The sequence below is a fragment of the Haloactinomyces albus genome (assembly GCF_031458135.1).
Lineage (GTDB): Bacteria > Actinomycetota > Actinomycetes > Mycobacteriales > Pseudonocardiaceae > Haloactinomyces > Haloactinomyces albus.
The window spans coordinates 1,866,326-1,882,411 of record NZ_JAVDXW010000001.1; the positions used below are offsets into that span (position 1 = coordinate 1,866,326).

14 protein-coding genes are annotated in these 16,086 nt (G+C 66.5%); 6 read left to right on the top strand and 8 right to left on the bottom strand.

The features are described from left to right. The first annotated feature begins 1,330 nt into the window (after positions 1 to 1,330). On the top strand, positions 1,331 to 2,140 hold the full coding sequence (locus JOF55_RS08730) for an SGNH/GDSL hydrolase family protein (protein WP_310272317.1): 810 nt from the start codon (positions 1,331 to 1,333) through the stop codon (positions 2,138 to 2,140). A 366-nt stretch (positions 2,141 to 2,506) separates the two neighbouring features. Here the strand turns inward: JOF55_RS08730 and JOF55_RS08735 are convergent, their stop codons facing one another. Next, positions 2,507 to 5,401: an AfsR/SARP family transcriptional regulator gene (locus JOF55_RS08735; protein ID WP_310272319.1), complete on the bottom strand. Its 2,895-nt coding sequence runs from the start codon at positions 5,399 to 5,401 to the stop codon at positions 2,507 to 2,509. 171 nt (positions 5,402 to 5,572) lie between these two features. On the opposite strand from JOF55_RS08735, the gene JOF55_RS08740 reads away from it, so the two are divergent. Continuing rightward, positions 5,573 to 6,601 (top strand): ADP-ribosylglycohydrolase family protein, encoded by a 1,029-nt coding sequence (locus JOF55_RS08740; protein WP_310278320.1) that lies wholly within the window; start codon positions 5,573 to 5,575, stop codon positions 6,599 to 6,601. Between the two features lie 101 nt (positions 6,602 to 6,702). Here JOF55_RS08740 and thpD read toward each other — a convergent pair whose 3' ends face one another. The 4 genes from thpD to ectA form a co-directional block, all read right to left on the bottom strand. Beyond that, on the bottom strand, positions 6,703 to 7,602 hold the full coding sequence (gene thpD, locus JOF55_RS08745; RefSeq protein WP_310272323.1) for an ectoine hydroxylase: 900 nt from the start codon (positions 7,600 to 7,602) through the stop codon (positions 6,703 to 6,705). 209 nt (positions 7,603 to 7,811) lie between these two features. Next, a complete protein-coding gene (locus JOF55_RS08750) occupies positions 7,812 to 8,222 on the bottom strand; it encodes an ectoine synthase (RefSeq protein ID WP_310272326.1) in 411 nt (136 codons plus the stop codon). 110 nt (positions 8,223 to 8,332) lie between these two features. Beyond that, positions 8,333 to 9,580 (bottom strand): diaminobutyrate--2-oxoglutarate transaminase, encoded by a 1,248-nt coding sequence (gene ectB / locus JOF55_RS08755; protein WP_310272329.1) that lies wholly within the window; start codon positions 9,578 to 9,580, stop codon positions 8,333 to 8,335. A gap of 124 nt (positions 9,581 to 9,704) precedes the next feature. After that, positions 9,705 to 10,256, bottom strand: coding sequence for a diaminobutyrate acetyltransferase (gene ectA / locus JOF55_RS08760; protein WP_310272332.1), 552 nt, complete (start codon positions 10,254 to 10,256; stop codon positions 9,705 to 9,707). A 518-nt stretch (positions 10,257 to 10,774) separates the two neighbouring features. Between ectA and JOF55_RS08765 the strand changes: the two genes are divergently transcribed. Further along, complete coding sequence (locus tag JOF55_RS08765; protein ID WP_310272334.1) at positions 10,775 to 11,152, top strand: hypothetical protein; 378 nt, start codon at positions 10,775 to 10,777, stop codon at positions 11,150 to 11,152. 31 nt (positions 11,153 to 11,183) lie between these two features. On the opposite strand, the gene JOF55_RS08770 is transcribed toward JOF55_RS08765, so the two are convergent. Together JOF55_RS08770 and JOF55_RS08775 are read right to left on the bottom strand one after the other, a co-directional pair. Next, on the bottom strand, positions 11,184 to 12,404 hold the full coding sequence (locus JOF55_RS08770; RefSeq protein WP_310272336.1) for a DUF418 domain-containing protein: 1,221 nt from the start codon (positions 12,402 to 12,404) through the stop codon (positions 11,184 to 11,186). A gap of 194 nt (positions 12,405 to 12,598) precedes the next feature. Beyond that, the gene (locus JOF55_RS08775) at positions 12,599 to 13,078 is read right to left on the bottom strand and encodes a GNAT family N-acetyltransferase (protein ID WP_310272338.1); all 480 of its coding nucleotides are present in this window, start codon (positions 13,076 to 13,078) and stop codon (positions 12,599 to 12,601) included. Positions 13,079 to 13,881: 803 nt separating this feature from the next. Between JOF55_RS08775 and JOF55_RS08780 the strand changes: the two genes are divergently transcribed. From JOF55_RS08780 to JOF55_RS08790, 3 genes are all read left to right on the top strand, one after another. Next, the gene (locus JOF55_RS08780; RefSeq protein ID WP_310272340.1) at positions 13,882 to 14,154 is read left to right on the top strand and encodes an AbrB/MazE/SpoVT family DNA-binding domain-containing protein; all 273 of its coding nucleotides are present in this window, start codon (positions 13,882 to 13,884) and stop codon (positions 14,152 to 14,154) included. After that, positions 14,151 to 14,531, top strand: coding sequence for a type II toxin-antitoxin system VapC family toxin (locus JOF55_RS08785; RefSeq protein ID WP_310272343.1), 381 nt, complete (start codon positions 14,151 to 14,153; stop codon positions 14,529 to 14,531). The genes JOF55_RS08780 and JOF55_RS08785 overlap by 4 nt, the downstream gene beginning before the upstream one ends. A 63-nt stretch (positions 14,532 to 14,594) precedes the next feature. Then, a complete protein-coding gene (locus JOF55_RS08790; RefSeq protein WP_310272345.1) occupies positions 14,595 to 14,903 on the top strand; it encodes an integrase core domain-containing protein in 309 nt (102 codons plus the stop codon). Between the two features lie 78 nt (positions 14,904 to 14,981). On the opposite strand, the gene JOF55_RS08795 is transcribed toward JOF55_RS08790, so the two are convergent. Further along, positions 14,982 to 15,998 carry an NADP-dependent oxidoreductase gene (locus tag JOF55_RS08795; protein WP_310272349.1) on the bottom strand — a complete coding sequence of 339 codons (1,017 nt, stop codon included), beginning with the start codon at positions 15,996 to 15,998 and terminating at the stop codon, positions 14,982 to 14,984. Positions 15,999 to 16,086: the final 88 nt, after the last annotated feature.

Consider the following 16,086-nt stretch of genomic DNA (forward strand, 5'->3'; position numbering starts at 1 on the left):
GGCGGCTGCTGCGGAGACGGCCCCACCGGAGGTGGCGAAACGCCCCCCGGTGGGGAAACCGCAGGAGGAGGACCGACGGGCGGTCCGGAAGGCGGCCCTGCCGCGGGCGGAGGGGGCGGCGGGCCATCGCGTGCGGGGTCGGCAGACGAAGGCGGTGTCGGACCTACGGGCAGGGGACCGCTCGGCGGACCCTGCGGTGGCGGAGCTGCAGCAGGGTTCGGAGCTGCCGGAGAGTCCGGGGCCGGGGTAGGCGCCGCGGGCCTCTGCTGCGATGGTCGAACGGGGCTTCCGGCAGAAGTGGAGCTGTACGCTCCTGGATGAGCAGGGGGATCAGCGACCACGCCGAGTTCGCCCGACAGCATCGACATCGGCCCGGAACCGGCACGCCCCCGAGAGCCCGTGGATTCCGGGCGGTGCACGCCGTTCGGCGGTCGGGGTGATCGATCCTGCCGCTGCTGCTCGTGGTCGAAGCGATCCCGGAGCTGGTCGATGTGCTCCCACAAGGAAAAGGGATCCGCCTCGGCGATCAGGGCGGCGAATTCCGACCGCAGGTCGAAACGCACCGGACTCGGCCGGGCCTGCGCTGCCGGTGCTCCGGTTCCCGGAGTGCCGGGCGAACCCGGACGCGGCCCCGGATGTGGACCCGGGCCTGCCGCGGCAGGCCCGGGGGGAAGCACGCCGTGACGCTCCTCCGCAGGAAGCCGTCCTCCCGATTCAACAGGCCTGTGCGCGGGAGTACGCTGATCCCGCCGCACCGGTTCCGGCACTGGTTCCTGCTGTGGCATCACAACTCCCCCAGACCATCATCACTATCGGCGGACACACTCGGTCCGACGTGAATAAACATGCCGCCGTTCCCCGCTCAGGCGCTTGCACGGACGCAGTCTCCCGGTATGACCACGCATATCGATTCCGAGATGATGAGTCCCCTTGTTGCTTTCGTTACTACCTGCTGGACAGTAGCAGTCACCGTTTCCCGGCATCGGGGTTTTCACAAAACTGCCCGTATCGGGGACGAAGCCGGAAGAAAGAGCCTTTCGACGGCAGGAAATGCGTCGCCATCCGAGCCATCCGACCGCGCCCCGGCTCGAGAACGTCGCTGCCGCAGAGCACTGCCGGGCGAACCCAATAGCTAGACTCTTGAGTGCCGTTAATCACGGCTCCCCGTACCGACGGTGGCGTAGGGAGGTCGCGGCCCGTCACCGTGGTGATCACCGGCCAACGGGTCCCTTGGCATCGGGTCCCGGGCACCGATTCCCGGAGCACACGAGTTCCATCGGCCTGCCGAAAGCGCCGGGCCTGCGGAAACCTGCGGATGGAAGGAAAGGCAATGAGTCGAGGACGTGAGCAGGTGCACCACTCCGGCGGCAGCGTGACCGCAGACTTCGGGGGCAGCTACGTCGCACTCGGGGACAGCTTCACCGAGGGGCTGGACGACCCCGCTGCCGACAATGCGGGCTACCGGGGATGGGCCGATCGTCTCGCGGAAATCCTCGCGACGAGCAACCCCGAGCTGCGTTATGCCAACCTCGCCATCCGGGGCAAGCTGCTTCACCAGGTCATCGAGCATCAGGTTCCGGCAGCCGTGGCGCTCCGGCCCTCGCTGGTATCGCTGGCCGCGGGCGGAAACGACATTCTCCGCCCGGGCAACGACCCCGACGAACTCGCCGAACGCTTCGAGGGCGCCGTGGCCGAGCTCCGTGCCCATGGCATACAGGTGATGATCGGCACGGGTTTCGACACTCGACGGGCGCCGGTGATGCGGCACGTGCGCGGCAAGGTCGGTGCGTACAACTCCCACCTGTGGGCCATCGCCGAACGGCACGGATGCCGGGTCGTCGATCTCTGGTCGATGCGCGTGCTGCAGGATCCGCGTGCCTGGAGCACCGACCGCCTGCATCTGTCGCCGGAGGGACACCGCCGGGTCGCACTACGCGCCGCCGAGGCGCTGGGGATCGACGTCGACGATGACTGGCGTCGCTCCTGGCCACCACAGTCCCCACGTTCGTGGCGGGTGCAGCGTGCCGAGGATCTGCGGTGGGCACGCGAGCACCTCGCACCGTGGATCGGCCGACGTCTGCGTGGCCGGTCCTCCGGTGACGGACGTGGTCCCAAGCGTCCGGAGCTCCAGCGCCTGTAAGCACCTGTCCGTCCGGTCCATCCGGAAACCCCGTCGCCGGGTGGAACAGAGTGCGGGCCTCGATGGGAACGGTGTCCGCACCGATGCCCGCACTCACCCCCACGTCCATCCGGGAGCCCACACTCCCGGATACCCGACCCCCACGACAGGTGTCCCGACCCGCGTCCCCCGTCCGAGTCCTCGGGTCAGGACAAGCGGGCGACCTCCCCCCTTCGGTCCCCCCGGAGTCGCCCGGTGCGAGCCGACCCCACCGGGCAGCACGGCCGCCCCGCACAAGACACACGGTTGCAGACACCGCTGGATGCGGACTAAACGATGGCTAAGCGCTACGGACGGGAGAACCCGGCAATGTCACCTGACCGGGGATCAGAGGTTCCGGTGTGCTCGGCTCCATCCGTGCAACCTGTTGCGTGCCTCCCCCGCACGAGGCGAGCCACCCGCCTCGAAAATCGACAATGCGGTCTCCCAACGCGTCCGTGCCACCGGCCGGTTCCTGCGTAGGTCGGCCGCGTCTCCCAAACCGAGGTAGGCGGCGGCCTGCCGCATCGCCGAGCCACACCGCTGCGCGACGTCGAGTGCCTCCTGATGGTAGCGCTCGGCCTCGGTCACGTGGCCCATTTCGACACTGACCTCCCCGCAGTTGTTCAGCACCATCGCGAGGGTCTCCAGGTCGTCGGCCTCCCGATACATCGCTTCGGCCGCACGCAGGTGGACCAGTGCGGCTTCCCGATCGCCGCTGACCTGCTCGACCTGGGCGAGATTGTTCAGGGCACCGGCCTCGCGATAGCGGTCACCGAGCATCCGATAGGCGTTCAGCGCTTCCTCGCAGTGCCGTTGCGCCTCGTCGTAGCGCCCCAGCCGGAACAACGCACTGCCCAGGTTGACCTGCGCCATGGCCAGCCAGCTCGATTCGCCCGTGTTCACCGCATCCGCATAGGACTCGGCGTAGTACTCCAGAGCCACGGCGGGACTGCCCGACCGCGAGTGCACGACACCGAGTCCGGCGGACATGAGTACCTTGCCCGCCGGGTCGTCGAGCTTGCGCGCGGAGTCCAGACCGGTGTTGTAGATCGCGATCCAGTCCTCCCACGGGCACCGCACCATGAGGTAGTTGAACTGCAGGCGTACCAGTGGCCAGGCGTACTCGTGCAGTTCCTCGGCGTTGGCGGTACCGATCGCCGCCACGAGATTCGGCCATTCCGCATCGAACCACTCCAGCGCTTCCGCACGGCCGGTGATGGCCGGACGTACCGTGGTGTCGTCACCGGAGAAGTCCAGTTCGTCCCGAGCCGGCCGCAGGAAGCGGCGCGCATGATCGGCGACCACCAGGTAGTGATGCAACAGCCTGCGCAGGGCGGCTCGGGCGCAGTCCGCCCCGGATCCGGCCGTCTCCTCGGCGCCTGCGGCGAGGAGGTCTCGCGCATACAGCCGCAGCAGGTCGTGCATGCCGAAACGGTCCGAATCGGGCTCGGTCACCAGGTGTGCCAGCACCAGCGCGCGGAGACGGCGCCGCGCCGTGGGCGGATCGGTGCCACACAACGCGGCCACGGTGTGTGCGGTGAAGGTGTGCCCGGGCACCGTTCCCAACAGGCGGAACATGGTGGCGTGTGCGGGATGCAGATTGCGGTAGGAGATATCGAAAGCCCGGCGCACGCTGGCGTCGGAACCATCGATATCCAGACCGTGCAGTCGATTTCGCTCATCGGTGAGTTCGTCGACCAGGTCGGCCACGCCGCGCCCGGGATTGGCCGCCAACCGCGCGGCCGCGATGCGCAAAGCCAGCGGCAGACCCCCGCACAGATCGGCGAGCCTGCGGGCGGCGACCGGTTCGGAGGCCGATCTGCCCGGTACTCCCGCCCGGTCGAGCAGCTCCACGGCCGCGGGAGTGGGCAGAGTTTCCAGCGGGAGCATCCGCGCACCACTGCGCACCACGAGCTCGTCGAGCCTGCGGCGACTGGTCACCACCACCAGCGATCCGGGACTTCCGGGCAACAGCGGCCGGACCTGATCGGAGTCCCTGGCGTCGTCGAGCAGCACCAGCACCCGTCGATCGGCCAGCAAGGAACGGTACAGCGCAGCGCGGCCGTCGAGATCCACCGGAATCGCGTCGGCGGCCACTCCCAGCGCCTTCAGAAATCCGATCAGCGCCTCCCCCGGGGACAGCGGTGCCCGCTCGGAGTCGAATCCACGCAACGAGGCGTGCAGACGGCCGTCGGTGAAGGTGTGGGCAACGCGATGCGCCCAGGTCACCGCGAGGGCGCTCTTACCGACCCCCGCCGGCCCGGTGAGTACGGCAAGCAGGTTTCCCATGCCCTGTTCGCGGTCTGCCAGTATCCGGTCCAGCGCCGCCAGTTCCCGATCCCTGCCCACGAAACCGGCCACAGCGGGCGGCAGCTCCGCGGGAACCGGCCGGGCGCTGCCGCCATCGGCAGGCACGGTTGCCGCGGAACCACGGTCTCCGCCGAGCAGTGTCTCGTCGTCTCGAAGCAGCTGCTCATACAGGGAGCGCAATTCCGGGCCGGGATCGATGCCGAGTTCGTCGGACAGCCGCTCGCGCAGAGCGTGATACCGAGCCTGCGCATCCGCTCGCTGGCCCGACCGGTAGTTGGCGAGCATGAGCTGCCCGGTCAGGCGTTCCCGCAGCGGATACTCGTCGACCAGTCCGGAGAGCTCGGCAACCAGATACTGGTGATGTCCGAGTTCCAGGCCCGCGGCGATACGCTCCTCCAGCGCGAGCAGGCGCAACTCGTCGAGATTCGCAGCGACCATTCGATGCAACCGACTCGAGGAGATATCGGACAGAACCGGGCCGCGCCAGAGCGTGAGTGCTTCGGACAGCACCCGGGAACGCTCGGCGGGGTCGAGTCCGTATGCGTGGTTGATCAGCGCCCGGGCCCGGTGGGCGTCGATCCGGTCACTGTCGACCGTGAGCACGTACCCGGGTGCTCGGGTGAGGATGGTGGGCGCCTCCTCGTCACCTGCGGTGTCGGGTACCGCCGCGAGCATCTTGCGTAGCTTGGAGATGTAGCCGTGGACGATCGTCCGAGCCGTGGCCGGTGGCGCCTCGCCCCAGAGCGTGGTGATGATCCGCTCCATCGACACGACCTGGTTCGGTTCGAACAACAAGCAGGCCAGCACACTGCGCATGCCGGGGTTGCCCAACGGCTGGAGAACCCCGCCGTGGAGCACCTCCAGCGGGCCGAGGACGCGGAACTCGAACCCCGTGCCCGGCGCGCCGGTCGAGCTGTCCTGCGGTGACATACTCCCCCAAAACATGATTCGGTTTTCATATTTTGACCGATTCAGGCGACAAGAACAAACGCAGCCGAATCACCAAAGGTTGCACCGATGCCTGCCGTGGAACGCACACGGCCAGTAGAGTCGTGCTGCAACCACCCGAACCGGACCACTGTGGAAGGAGCCCGCGTGTCCATGTCGTCCACAGTGGTCGATCGCGCCGTGGGCTGCCTGCTCGGCGGCGCCCTCGGTGATGCACTCGGCTCGCCTGTCGAGTTTCTGCAGTACGCCGACATCCGCGCCGAGTACGGCGACGTCGGAATCACCGAGCCGCCGCCGCAGGCGCTGCTCGGAGACTCGACACAACTGGCACTGTTCACCGGGGAGGGCTACCTCAACGCCTGGACCACCGGCAACAGTGGAGGCCCGTGGCGTCCCGTGGAGGCCACCGCCGCCGCCTATCGCCGGTGGCTGATCACGCAGCAGGAGCACAAACCCCGTCCCGGAGCGACCGGCCTGCTCGCCGAGGCCGAACTGTACGCCAACCGCTCACCCGGGCTCTCCAGCCTGCGTGCACTTCAGGAGGAGCAACTCGGCACGCCCGAACGGCCACGCAACAGTTCCCGGGGTTGCGGTGGAGCCGACCGTAGCGCACCGCTCGGTTTCGCCCCGACCGCGGAAATGAGCTACGCACTGGGCTGCCAGTTCGGCGCCCTCACCCACGGTGGCACCGGCGGCTGGGCCCCGGCCGGGGCGATGGCCCTGATGGCGCATCTGGTCGCGGTGAAAGGCAGACGGCTGCCCGAGGCAGTCGACCAGGCCGCGGGCAGGGTGCTGCGCGAGGACGCCGAGACCGCGGCGGCACTCGCGGAAGCGGCGACGCTGGCCCGGCTCGGCGCAGGTATCGGCCACATCGAACGCCTCGGACAGGGCTGGGTCGGCCCCGAGGCGGTGGCCATCGGCGCGTACTGTGCGCTGGCCATGCCCAAACCCGGCCAGTTCGCCGATGCGTTACGCCTGGCGGCCAACCACTCCGGCCACAGCGATACGACCGCCGCACTCACCGGCTCGTTGCTCGGGGCTCGGCACGGCACTGCCGTACTGCCCAGGCCGTGGCTGGACCGGTTGGAACTGGCCGATGTGATCGAACGCATCGGCCACGATCTCGGCGCGTCCTGCGTCGGTGAGAAGTTCAGCGAGCGTCGCTACCTCGCCTTGGCCTGAGCAGCCCTCCCAGGCACCGCACCCCAAAGGACCGCCCCGCACGGACGTGCGAAAGGTTCCCCTCACCCGGCACTTGCGGATGAGGGCACCATGCATCGCTCTTACCGCGTCACGGGAGTGAAGTCGTGTGCGGCGATGAACTCGGGCCTGGGTTCCACCGCCGCGTACGGCTCGACCAGCGTGTTGTGCACACTGTTGAACACCACGAAAATGTTCGAGCGCGGGAACGGAGTGATGTTGTTGCCCGAACCGTGTAGGCAGTTCGAGTCGAACCACAGCGCCGAACCCGCCGATCCGGTGAACTGCTCGATCCCGCACTCGTAGGCGAGCTTGGTGATGTCGTCATGGCTCGGCACGCCGACTTCCTGCTCCTTCAGCGAGGACCGGTAGTTGCGCTGCGGAGTTTCACCGGCACACGAGATGAACCTTCGATGCGAGCCGGGAATGATCATCAGCCCGCCGTTGAACGGGTAATTGTCGGTCAGCGCGATCGAGATGCTCACCGCACGCGGTGCGGGCATCCCATCTTCCGCATGCCACGTCTCGAAATCGGAGTGCCAGTAGAAACCGTTGCCCTCGAAACCGGGCATGTAATTGATCCGGCTCTGGTGGACGTAGACATCGGAACCGAGGATCTGCCGGGCCCGATCGAGCACCCGCGGATCCCGGACCAGTTCACCGAGAGGGCCACTGATCTTGTGTACATCGAAAATCGAACGGACCTGGTCGGAGCTCTTCTCCACCACGGTGCGCTCGTCGGCACGCACCTCCGGGTCCCGCGTCAGACGGTCCAGTTCGTGCCAGTACGCCTGCACCTCGGCCGGGGACAGCAGCCCTTCCACGGAGTGAAAGCCCCTGTCCGCATGGGCGGCCAGTTCCGCGCGGCTCGCCGGGCCGGAGTCCACTCCCGGCCATACGGTGGGATCCCTGCGCTCGATCAGTTCGGATGCGTTTCCCCGAGTGGGGTAATGATCCCGCGTGCTCGCATCTGCGACGGTCATCGTACGCGCCTCCTTCTCGAATTCCCGCCGGAGCGACTGGTGCGCATCGCGCACCGTCGCCATTTCTCGGTTCCTCGTTGGGAGTGTGTTCCCCGTCAGGGGAAGACCAGCCGCGTCCCGCCACGGCGGATAACCGGCCGGGTCGTAGCCTCGACCCTACTAGCTGCGGTTACCCGCCGTCCGGGATATTCATGCGTGCACGTGTGTGATCAGGTGGCTGCCGCCGTATCGTCGTCCTCCACGACCACCGGGTACACGCCGTTCTCGTCGTGGACCTCACGGCCGGTCACCGGTGGATTGAACACGCACACCGTGCGCATGTCGGTCTTCGGCCGCACCTGGTGCTTGTCGTGATCGTTCAGCAGGTACAGCGAGCCGGGCTTGAGCTGGTGTGTCTCGCCCGTGGCCTTGTCAGTGATCTCGCCTTCGCCCTCGAAGACGAACACCGCCTCGATGTGGTTGGCGTACCAGAAGTCGTTCACGGTCCCGGCATACAGCGTGGTCTCGTGTACCGAGAAACCCGCCTTCTCCTTGGCCAGGATGATCCGCTTGCTGCGCCACCCCTCGGTTTTGATGTCGGCGTCGGTGTTCTCGACGTCGGCGAGAGTACGAACGAGCAACTCTCCTCCTCCTCAGTAAAAGTTCCCGGTTACCGGCTCACCGAATCGGTGCGCCCGCACGACCGCCCGACCCGCACCGGTTCGGCGGGCCGGGCGGTCGGCGATGCGAATCATGCCAGGACAGCTTGCACCGAGTCGGTGAGGATCTGAAGGCCCTGCTCGAGCTCATCATCCGTCAGTGTCAGCGGCGGCATGATCTTGATGACCTCGCTGTCCGGGCCGGAGGTCTCCAGGATCATGCCCCGGTCGAACGCGGCCTTGGACACCTTGCCCGCCAATTCCGGATCCTCGAAGCCCAGCCCGCGGGCCAGTCCGCGGCCCTTGGCCACCGTGCCGTCGTGCTTGCCGGTGATGGTCTCCAGCACCTGGCCGATGCGGTTGCCCTTGGCGATGGTCGACTTCTCCAGGGCGTCATCACTCCAGTACTGGCGCAGTGCCTCGGAAGCCGTCACGAACGCCGGGTTGTTGCCCCGGAAGGTGCCGTTGTGCTCGCCGGGTTCCCACACGTCGTGCTCGGACTTGATGAGGGTGACCGCCAGCGGGCTGCCGTAGCCGCCGATCGACTTGGACAGGCAGACGATGTCCGGGACGATCCCGGCCTCTTCGAAGCTGAAGAACGGACCCGTGCGCCCGCAGCCCATCTGCACGTCGTCGACGATGAGCAGCATGTTGTGCCGCTTGCACAGGTCGGCCAGTCCCCGCAGCCACTCCGCGCGGGAGTTGTTGATGCCGCCCTCGCCCTGCAACGTCTCGACGATCACGGCGGCGGGCTCGTTCAAGCCACTGCCGCTGTCCTGCATCAACCGCTCGAAGTACAGGAAGTCGTCGACCTGGCCCTCGAAGTAGTTGTCATAGGGCATCGGCGTGGCGTGCACGAGCGGAATACCCGCGCCACCGCGCTTCATCGAGTTCCCGGTCACCGACAGCGAGCCCAGCGTCATGCCGTGGAAGGCATTGGTGAAGCTGATGATCGATTGCCTGCCGGTGATCTTGCGGGCCAGTTTCAACGCGGCCTCGACCGAGTTGGTCCCGGTCGGCCCGGGGAACTGGACCTTGTAGTCCAGCCCGCGCGGCTTGAGGAGCTTTTCGTCGACGGTTTCGAGGAACTCGCGTTTGGCCACCGTGGCCTGGTCCAGCCCGTGGTGCACGCCGTCCCGCTCGATATATTCGAGAAGTTTTCGCTTCAGTATCGGATTGTTGTGACCATAATTCAGCGCCCCGGCACCCGCGAAGAAGTCGAGATAGGGCTTACCGCCCTCGTCATACAGCCAACTACCGAGGGCACGATCGAAAGTCGCAGGCCAGGTGCGACTGTAGCTTCGGGCCTCGGATTCCAGGGTTGCGAAAATGTCGTTCACGATCCTCCGTTCGGCCTGGCGACCACTGTGGTTCGTTCATCACGGGTCGCCGGCTACGTACGTCTCTTTCCCGCTCGGGAAGACTCTCGCGGCGTTCACTCACGAACAGGCACGCCGCCACCCGTCAAACCGGCGCAACCACCTCGGCGAATGGGCCGATGCGATACAGATCCTCACCCTCGTGCGCGTCCGGGAACAGGTTCGGAGTGAACAACTCGCTGACCACAAGCTCCGCACCGCGCTGACGCGCCAGTGCGGAGAAGAGTTTGATCGATGCGGCATTGTCCGCCGTGATCGTCGTTTCCAGGTAGCGAACACCACGCGGAAGCACGCGATCCAGCAACTGGCTCAGCAGCGAGCCCGCCACGCCACCACCACGCTGGGAAGCATCGACGGCGACCTGCCACACCACGATCGTGTCGGGCGCGTCCGGCCGGATGTAGCCGGTCACGAACCCCACGACCGTGCCGCCCACACGCGCCACCACGGAGGTGTGCGCGAAGTCGCGGCACCACAGCAAATAGACATAGGACGAGTTCACATCGAGCACCCCCGAATCACGAGTGATTCGATACAGTGCCGGACCGTCCGCGACGGCCGGAGTGTCGATCTCCACCCGCCCGGCTGACCCGCCATCCCGCTCGTCGCCGTTATGGCTCGGTTTTTCGCCGGTCATGCTGCCCCAAGTTAACAGAACATCGGTCCCGCGTCAGGCGGAGACCGCCGACACGGCCACACTCCCAGGCCAAACAGAACAAGCCCCGTGATGAGCACAACAAAAAGATTGCCTGCCTCATCCGGAGGTGCTACGAAAAATTTTTCGTGTTAGCTGCTGCAGCTTGGTGATCACGACGTTGCGCAGGACAAAATCGGCACAACATCCGACAGGATCGAAGCCTGCTCGGAGTTCCCTCGCAAGCTCTTCCCGGGTCGGCGACGACCGGCAGCAGGCAATCGACACAGGCGGGCTCTCTCCCCGGCGGCGGTTTTTCGGGCGTACTGCACCCGCTTACGTTGCGAGTGATACTGGTCTCGAAAAAGCTTTCACTCGGTTCGAACCGGGTGAGGCTCTCCGGGGCGGGATTCCCCGGGCGAGTGAGTACCGATCGACCCGAGGGGATACGGGCCGCGTTGTCGGACCGAGCGCACTAAGGTGCACCACAGGTCCGGCCCGCCGAGAAAGGCACAGTCGTGATGAGTTCATCGCCGCAGCATCCGGTCGAAGCAGTGCACCAAGCCCGTGATGCGCTGCAGCAGGCCGCCGCCACGCAGGCTCATACCGATCCCGCACGGCAGGACCTGCCCGCCTACGGCTCGGCGGTCCTGGGCACCTTGAGCGCCTTGGGGGAGCTCGTCCGCGTGCTGGCCGACCAGGTCGACCAAGTCGATCGGGAGCGTCTCCGCCGGGAAGCCTTCCGGGACCATCCGCACGAGGCGCTCGAGCACGCCATCGAGCACCTGAACAACCTGCGTCAACTGCTGACCACGGCCGTGACCAACGCCGAGAACTACTGGTGGACCGCCGAGCACATCCGTGCCGACACCCGTACGCCACCCGAGGACCAGGAGTGACCGAAAAGGCACACTTCGAGCTCCCCGGACGTCATCCGGAGCGCCCATGCCGGGTGGCCGTACGCCCATAGGTGAGACGTCGCAACAGGACCTCGGCAGGCCCCCGGTACCGGAGCCGCCGCATGACCTCGGCCGCTACGACGGTCAGCATCCAGACCAGCACCGCCAATACCGCCGTTGCGGCAACCCCGGCGTCGTCTCCGAGCCCGCCGCCGTACGCCGCGAGCACCGCTACGAGGACCACGGACTGTCCGAGGTAGGACGTCATCGAGCGCTGGCCGCAGGCCGTCAACGCCGTGCTCAGCGCGCCCTGCCTACCCCGGAGACGGATCGCGACAAGGCCCACGACCGCGGTGTAACCGATGCCGCCCGCATAGCCGGTCACGGCGTGCAGCACACCGGCGAGCACACTCACCGTGAATCCCGGCTCCGACCACACCGCGGAAGCCATCAGCGCCATCGGCAAGCCCCCCGCCACGGCCAGCCCGACCCCCGCTGCCGCGGCATACCGAAGCCCGCGCCGATACCGCTCGGGCTCGTCGAGCAGGCGTCTGCGCGCCGCCCATACGCCGAAAAGCAAGGCGGGCACCAGGCTGACCAGCACCTGCTGGAAGGTCAGCAGCACCCACTCCTGCAGGCGGAAAACCGCAGCAGCCGACGGGTTCGATATCGACATCGACGATGCCGATGGCTGTGCCCCCTCCGGCACGGGCAGCCCCTGAAGTGCGCCGAGCCCGGCGACCGGAACCATCCACAACCCGGCCATCACCAGCAGCGTCCTGCCACGGGCCCGGGTGAACACCCCGGCCAGAGCGATAGCGAGCAGCCCGTAGGAACCGAGAATGTCCCCGGAGAACAGCAGCAGAGCGTGCGCGAGCCCGAACAGCAGCAGCCACCATCCCCGCCGCCGAATCAGCTTCCGAACGGCGTTCTGCTCGATTCCCGCAGCCTCCTGCCTGCGAGCGAGCTGGACGATGCCGTATCCGAACAACGCCGCGAACATCGGATATGCGCGACCGTCCACGAAAATCATTTGCAGCAGAACGACCACCCGATCGGGAATCGTCTCGACCACCGGATAGCCGCGGACACCGATCGTGTCCGCCACGAGGTAGACATGAGCGTTTCCGAGCGCGATGAGCAGCAGCATGCAACCGCGTGCGAGGTCGGGAGCCAGTGCCCGGGCTTCGACAGTGGTGGCACCGATCGAACGAGCCGAGGCTCCAGCAGTCCTGTCGATCGGTTCGCTCATTTTTCGTTCCCGTCACCGAGGGCCCCCACACACTCGAAAAACGGCTGCGCTGGAGCGCCTGCGCCATCTTGCGAGCCGGATCTCCAGGCCATGCCCGCAATCCGGTTCTTGCCCCTTCCGGGTACCGCAGCACAGCATGCATCAGCCGGACCCCCACCCGGATTAACCCGATCCGGTGAAAGTCAAATCGCAGTTCAGGCACGCGTGGCACGGCGGTGGCCGGGCGCTGCACCGCGCGGTACGCCCACCGATCGTCCGACGAAGACGACGTCGTGGATCACGCCACCTCCCAGATCGGCCACGCCCGGCAGTCGTCCCCGCTCCTGGAAGCCGTGGGACAGGAAGAGCCGGATGCTGGCCTCGTTACCGGCGAAGATCGTGGTGGCCAGAGTCCGTACCCCCAGCTTGGGAGCGTGCGCGACCGCCTCGCCCAGCAGGCAGGTCCCCTGCCCTAGGCTCCGGTGTTCGGGATGGAGATACACGGCGACATCCGAGGTCACGTCGTATCCGGGGCGGCCGTTGAGGAAGGGATCGAAGGTCAGATACCCGGTCACTGTCCGCGGACAGTTCGAGTCGTAACCGACCCAGATGGGGCAATGGTCGGGATGTGAGGCATCGAACCATGCCTGCCGGGAGGCGACACTGACCGGTTCCAGGTCGCAGGTGCTCGCCATTCTCCACGATCGCGGAGTTGTAGATGTCCACGATCGCGGGCAGGTCCTCACGAGTGGCGAGGCGATGGCTGTAGGTCAATGGGTCGTTCCAAGCCTTTTCAGGTATTCCTTCATGCCGTCCCCGACGAGCGCGACGACGCCTACGTTCTCCATGAGTAGCAGCGGGCTGCCAACAGGTCGGAATCACCGCAAACCGAGTCGATCTTGCCCGAAAGGGGCAGGGAGCCGAGGCCCAGAGCTGTCACGGAAAACCATCAAGCATGTAACCGGGACCTCGAAGGTTCGAAAATACCGCGCCGGTCACTCCGGCGCGGCACTTTGCCTGCTCACCTGTGGAGCCGCTGAGGGGACTCGAACCCCTGACCTTCCGCTTACAAGGCGCCTCACCAGCACTGACACCCGCCACGACCAGCAACGACGACCACACACGCGGGCCCACTACCCCGCTGCAGCCACCCGCGTTGACTCCGTTTCATGCCACATGCAATGCCACGGATGGGCTCAACACTTAGTCGTCGCCAACGACACGGTCGCGAGGTGACGGCCGGTCTGGTCGTCGGCGGGCCGGACGACGAGCTCGTCGTAGTAGTGGAGACCCAATATTGCCCCCTGTTTCACATGAACAGTTGCGGGAACGGTTCGTTCCGCTGGAGCTGCCTGTGTATCCATAGTCCTGCTTATGAGTATACAACCACGAACCCTAGCAGGGCGTGCGCCTCCTGTACATAACAAGGCGCAGGTATGTACGAGACATGGTCAACCGTGCACATAAGCAGTGAGCAGCGTCGGTTACGATGCTCGACATGACAACGCCAATGACGACGGTGCACATGAGCCAGCAGGGACGCGTCGTCATCCCCGCGGCCTACCGGAACCGTCTCGGCATCACACCGGACACAGACCTCGTCTGCTATGTCGAATACGGCCGCGTCGTGTACGAAGAGCGCGATCACATGAAGCGACGCCTGCAGCGCGAGGCGTTGGCCGCCTTCCAAGGCGCGAGAGCCTCGCCCGTGGACGAATTCGTCGCCGAGCGTCGCGACCACGCCCAGCAGGAGCAGGAGGGCGAGCGGTGAGCGTGGTGCTGGATGCCAGCGCCGTGCTGGCCTACCTCAACGCCGGCACCGGCCAGGAGCGCGTGTCCGCCGCCCTCGATGAGGCCGTGCTCTCCGCAGTGAACTGGGCCGAAGTCCTGCAACGGATCACCGCTGTCGGCGGTGACGCGGATCGGATCGGCGACGGACTCGTCGCCCTCGGCGTCAGCGTGGAGCCACTGACCGTCGACGACGCCCGGATGATCGGCCACCTGTGGTCGAGCACCCACAGCGCGGGCCTGTCGGTGAGCGATCGCGCATGCCTGGCCACGGCCTACCGACTCGGACTGCCCGTCCTCACAGCCGATCAAGCCTGGTCCGAGCTGGACCTCGCCCTCGACATCCACCTCATTCGCTAAGGAGTTTTCCTAGCCGACTGCCTGGACACCGCGGTAGCCACGCGCGGTGTCGACGTCGCCGGGGTGATCTTCCACAGCGACCGCGGATGTCAATACACCAGTGCCCAGTTCGCCCAGCACTGTTCTAGCCTGGGGAACCGCCGGTCGCTGGGACGCACCGGGATCTGCTGGGACAACGCCGTCGTCGAGTCGTTTTTTGGGGCACTGAAACGCGAACTCGTGCACCGACACCGCTTCACGACCCGAGTCCAGGCACGCCAGGCCATCTTCGTCTGGATTCAGACCTGGTACAACCGCAGACGACTGCACTCCACCCTGGGCTATGCCAGCCCCGAACAATGGGAACATCAAGAGCTACCCGAGGCCGCATAACCCAAGTTTCCGGCCAACAGGGGGAAAATCACCGGGGCCGCAGGCGGGATGGGCGTTCGGTCTGGGAGGTGCTGTGGTTCATTCCTGAGCGATTGTGAGCACGATTTTGCCTTGGAGATGCCCGCACGCGGCACGTTCGTGCGCGGCTCGGGTATCCGCGAGTGGAAACGTACTGTCGATCGCAACGCGGACCGTGCCCGCATCGAGCAGGCGTCCGAGCTCGGCGAGCTGCGCGCCGTTCGAACGAACCTGGGTACCCGAGACCGTGACACCCAGTTCGGCGGTCTCTTCGTCGTCGAACTCACCGAAGAACACCGGGAACAGGGCCCCGCCGCGGGTGAGCGTCCGCAGGAAGCGTGTGCTGTCGGGGCCGCCGACGGTGTCGAGAACGAGGTCGAGGTCGTGCACGAGTTCCTCGGGCCGGCTCGTGGTGTAGTCGATGAACTCGTCCGCGCCGAGCTCGCCCAGGAACGATTCGTGCGCGCCCGATGCCACCGCGATGACACGTGCTCCCTTCCACTCCGCCAGCTGCAGCGCGAGGTGCCCCACCCCGCCCGCGGCGCCGTTGATGAGCACCGTCACGTCGGCGTCGAGTCGCACCGGACGATGCTTCGCCGCCTGGAACGGCGAGGGGTGATCGTGCCCGACCTCGATCAGGAACTGCCACGCGGTGAGCCCGGACATCGGCGCGCCAGCGGCGTGCACGTGATCGATACCGGCCGGCTTGAGCGCGAGGTCCGAGGCAGGCGCGGCCACGTACTCGGCATAAGCGTGACCGTCGAAACTGGGGAAGCGAAGGAGGCCGAAGACTTCATCACCGACGGTGAAGGCGTCCACATCCGCGGCGACGGCCTCGACAACGCCCGACACGTCCGTCCCCGGAATCACGGGCAGATCGAACGTCGGCCTCGTCTCCGGAGGCAGATTGGACATCCCGTCGCGCAGATACCAGTCGGGAGGATTGACTCCGGCCGCGTGCACGCGAACGAGCACCTCACCCGGCCCCACCTCGGGAACCGGCACCTCGTCGTAACGCAGAACCTCAGGGCCTCCGTGCTCGTGGAGCCGGACCGCCCTCATCGTGTGTGTCGGCATCGTTCTCTCCTGCTTGCGCTGCGGGATAGGCTTATTCGGATCAGTGGTCCGAGTAAGCGGACCGCTGGTGCGAATATATGGACCAATG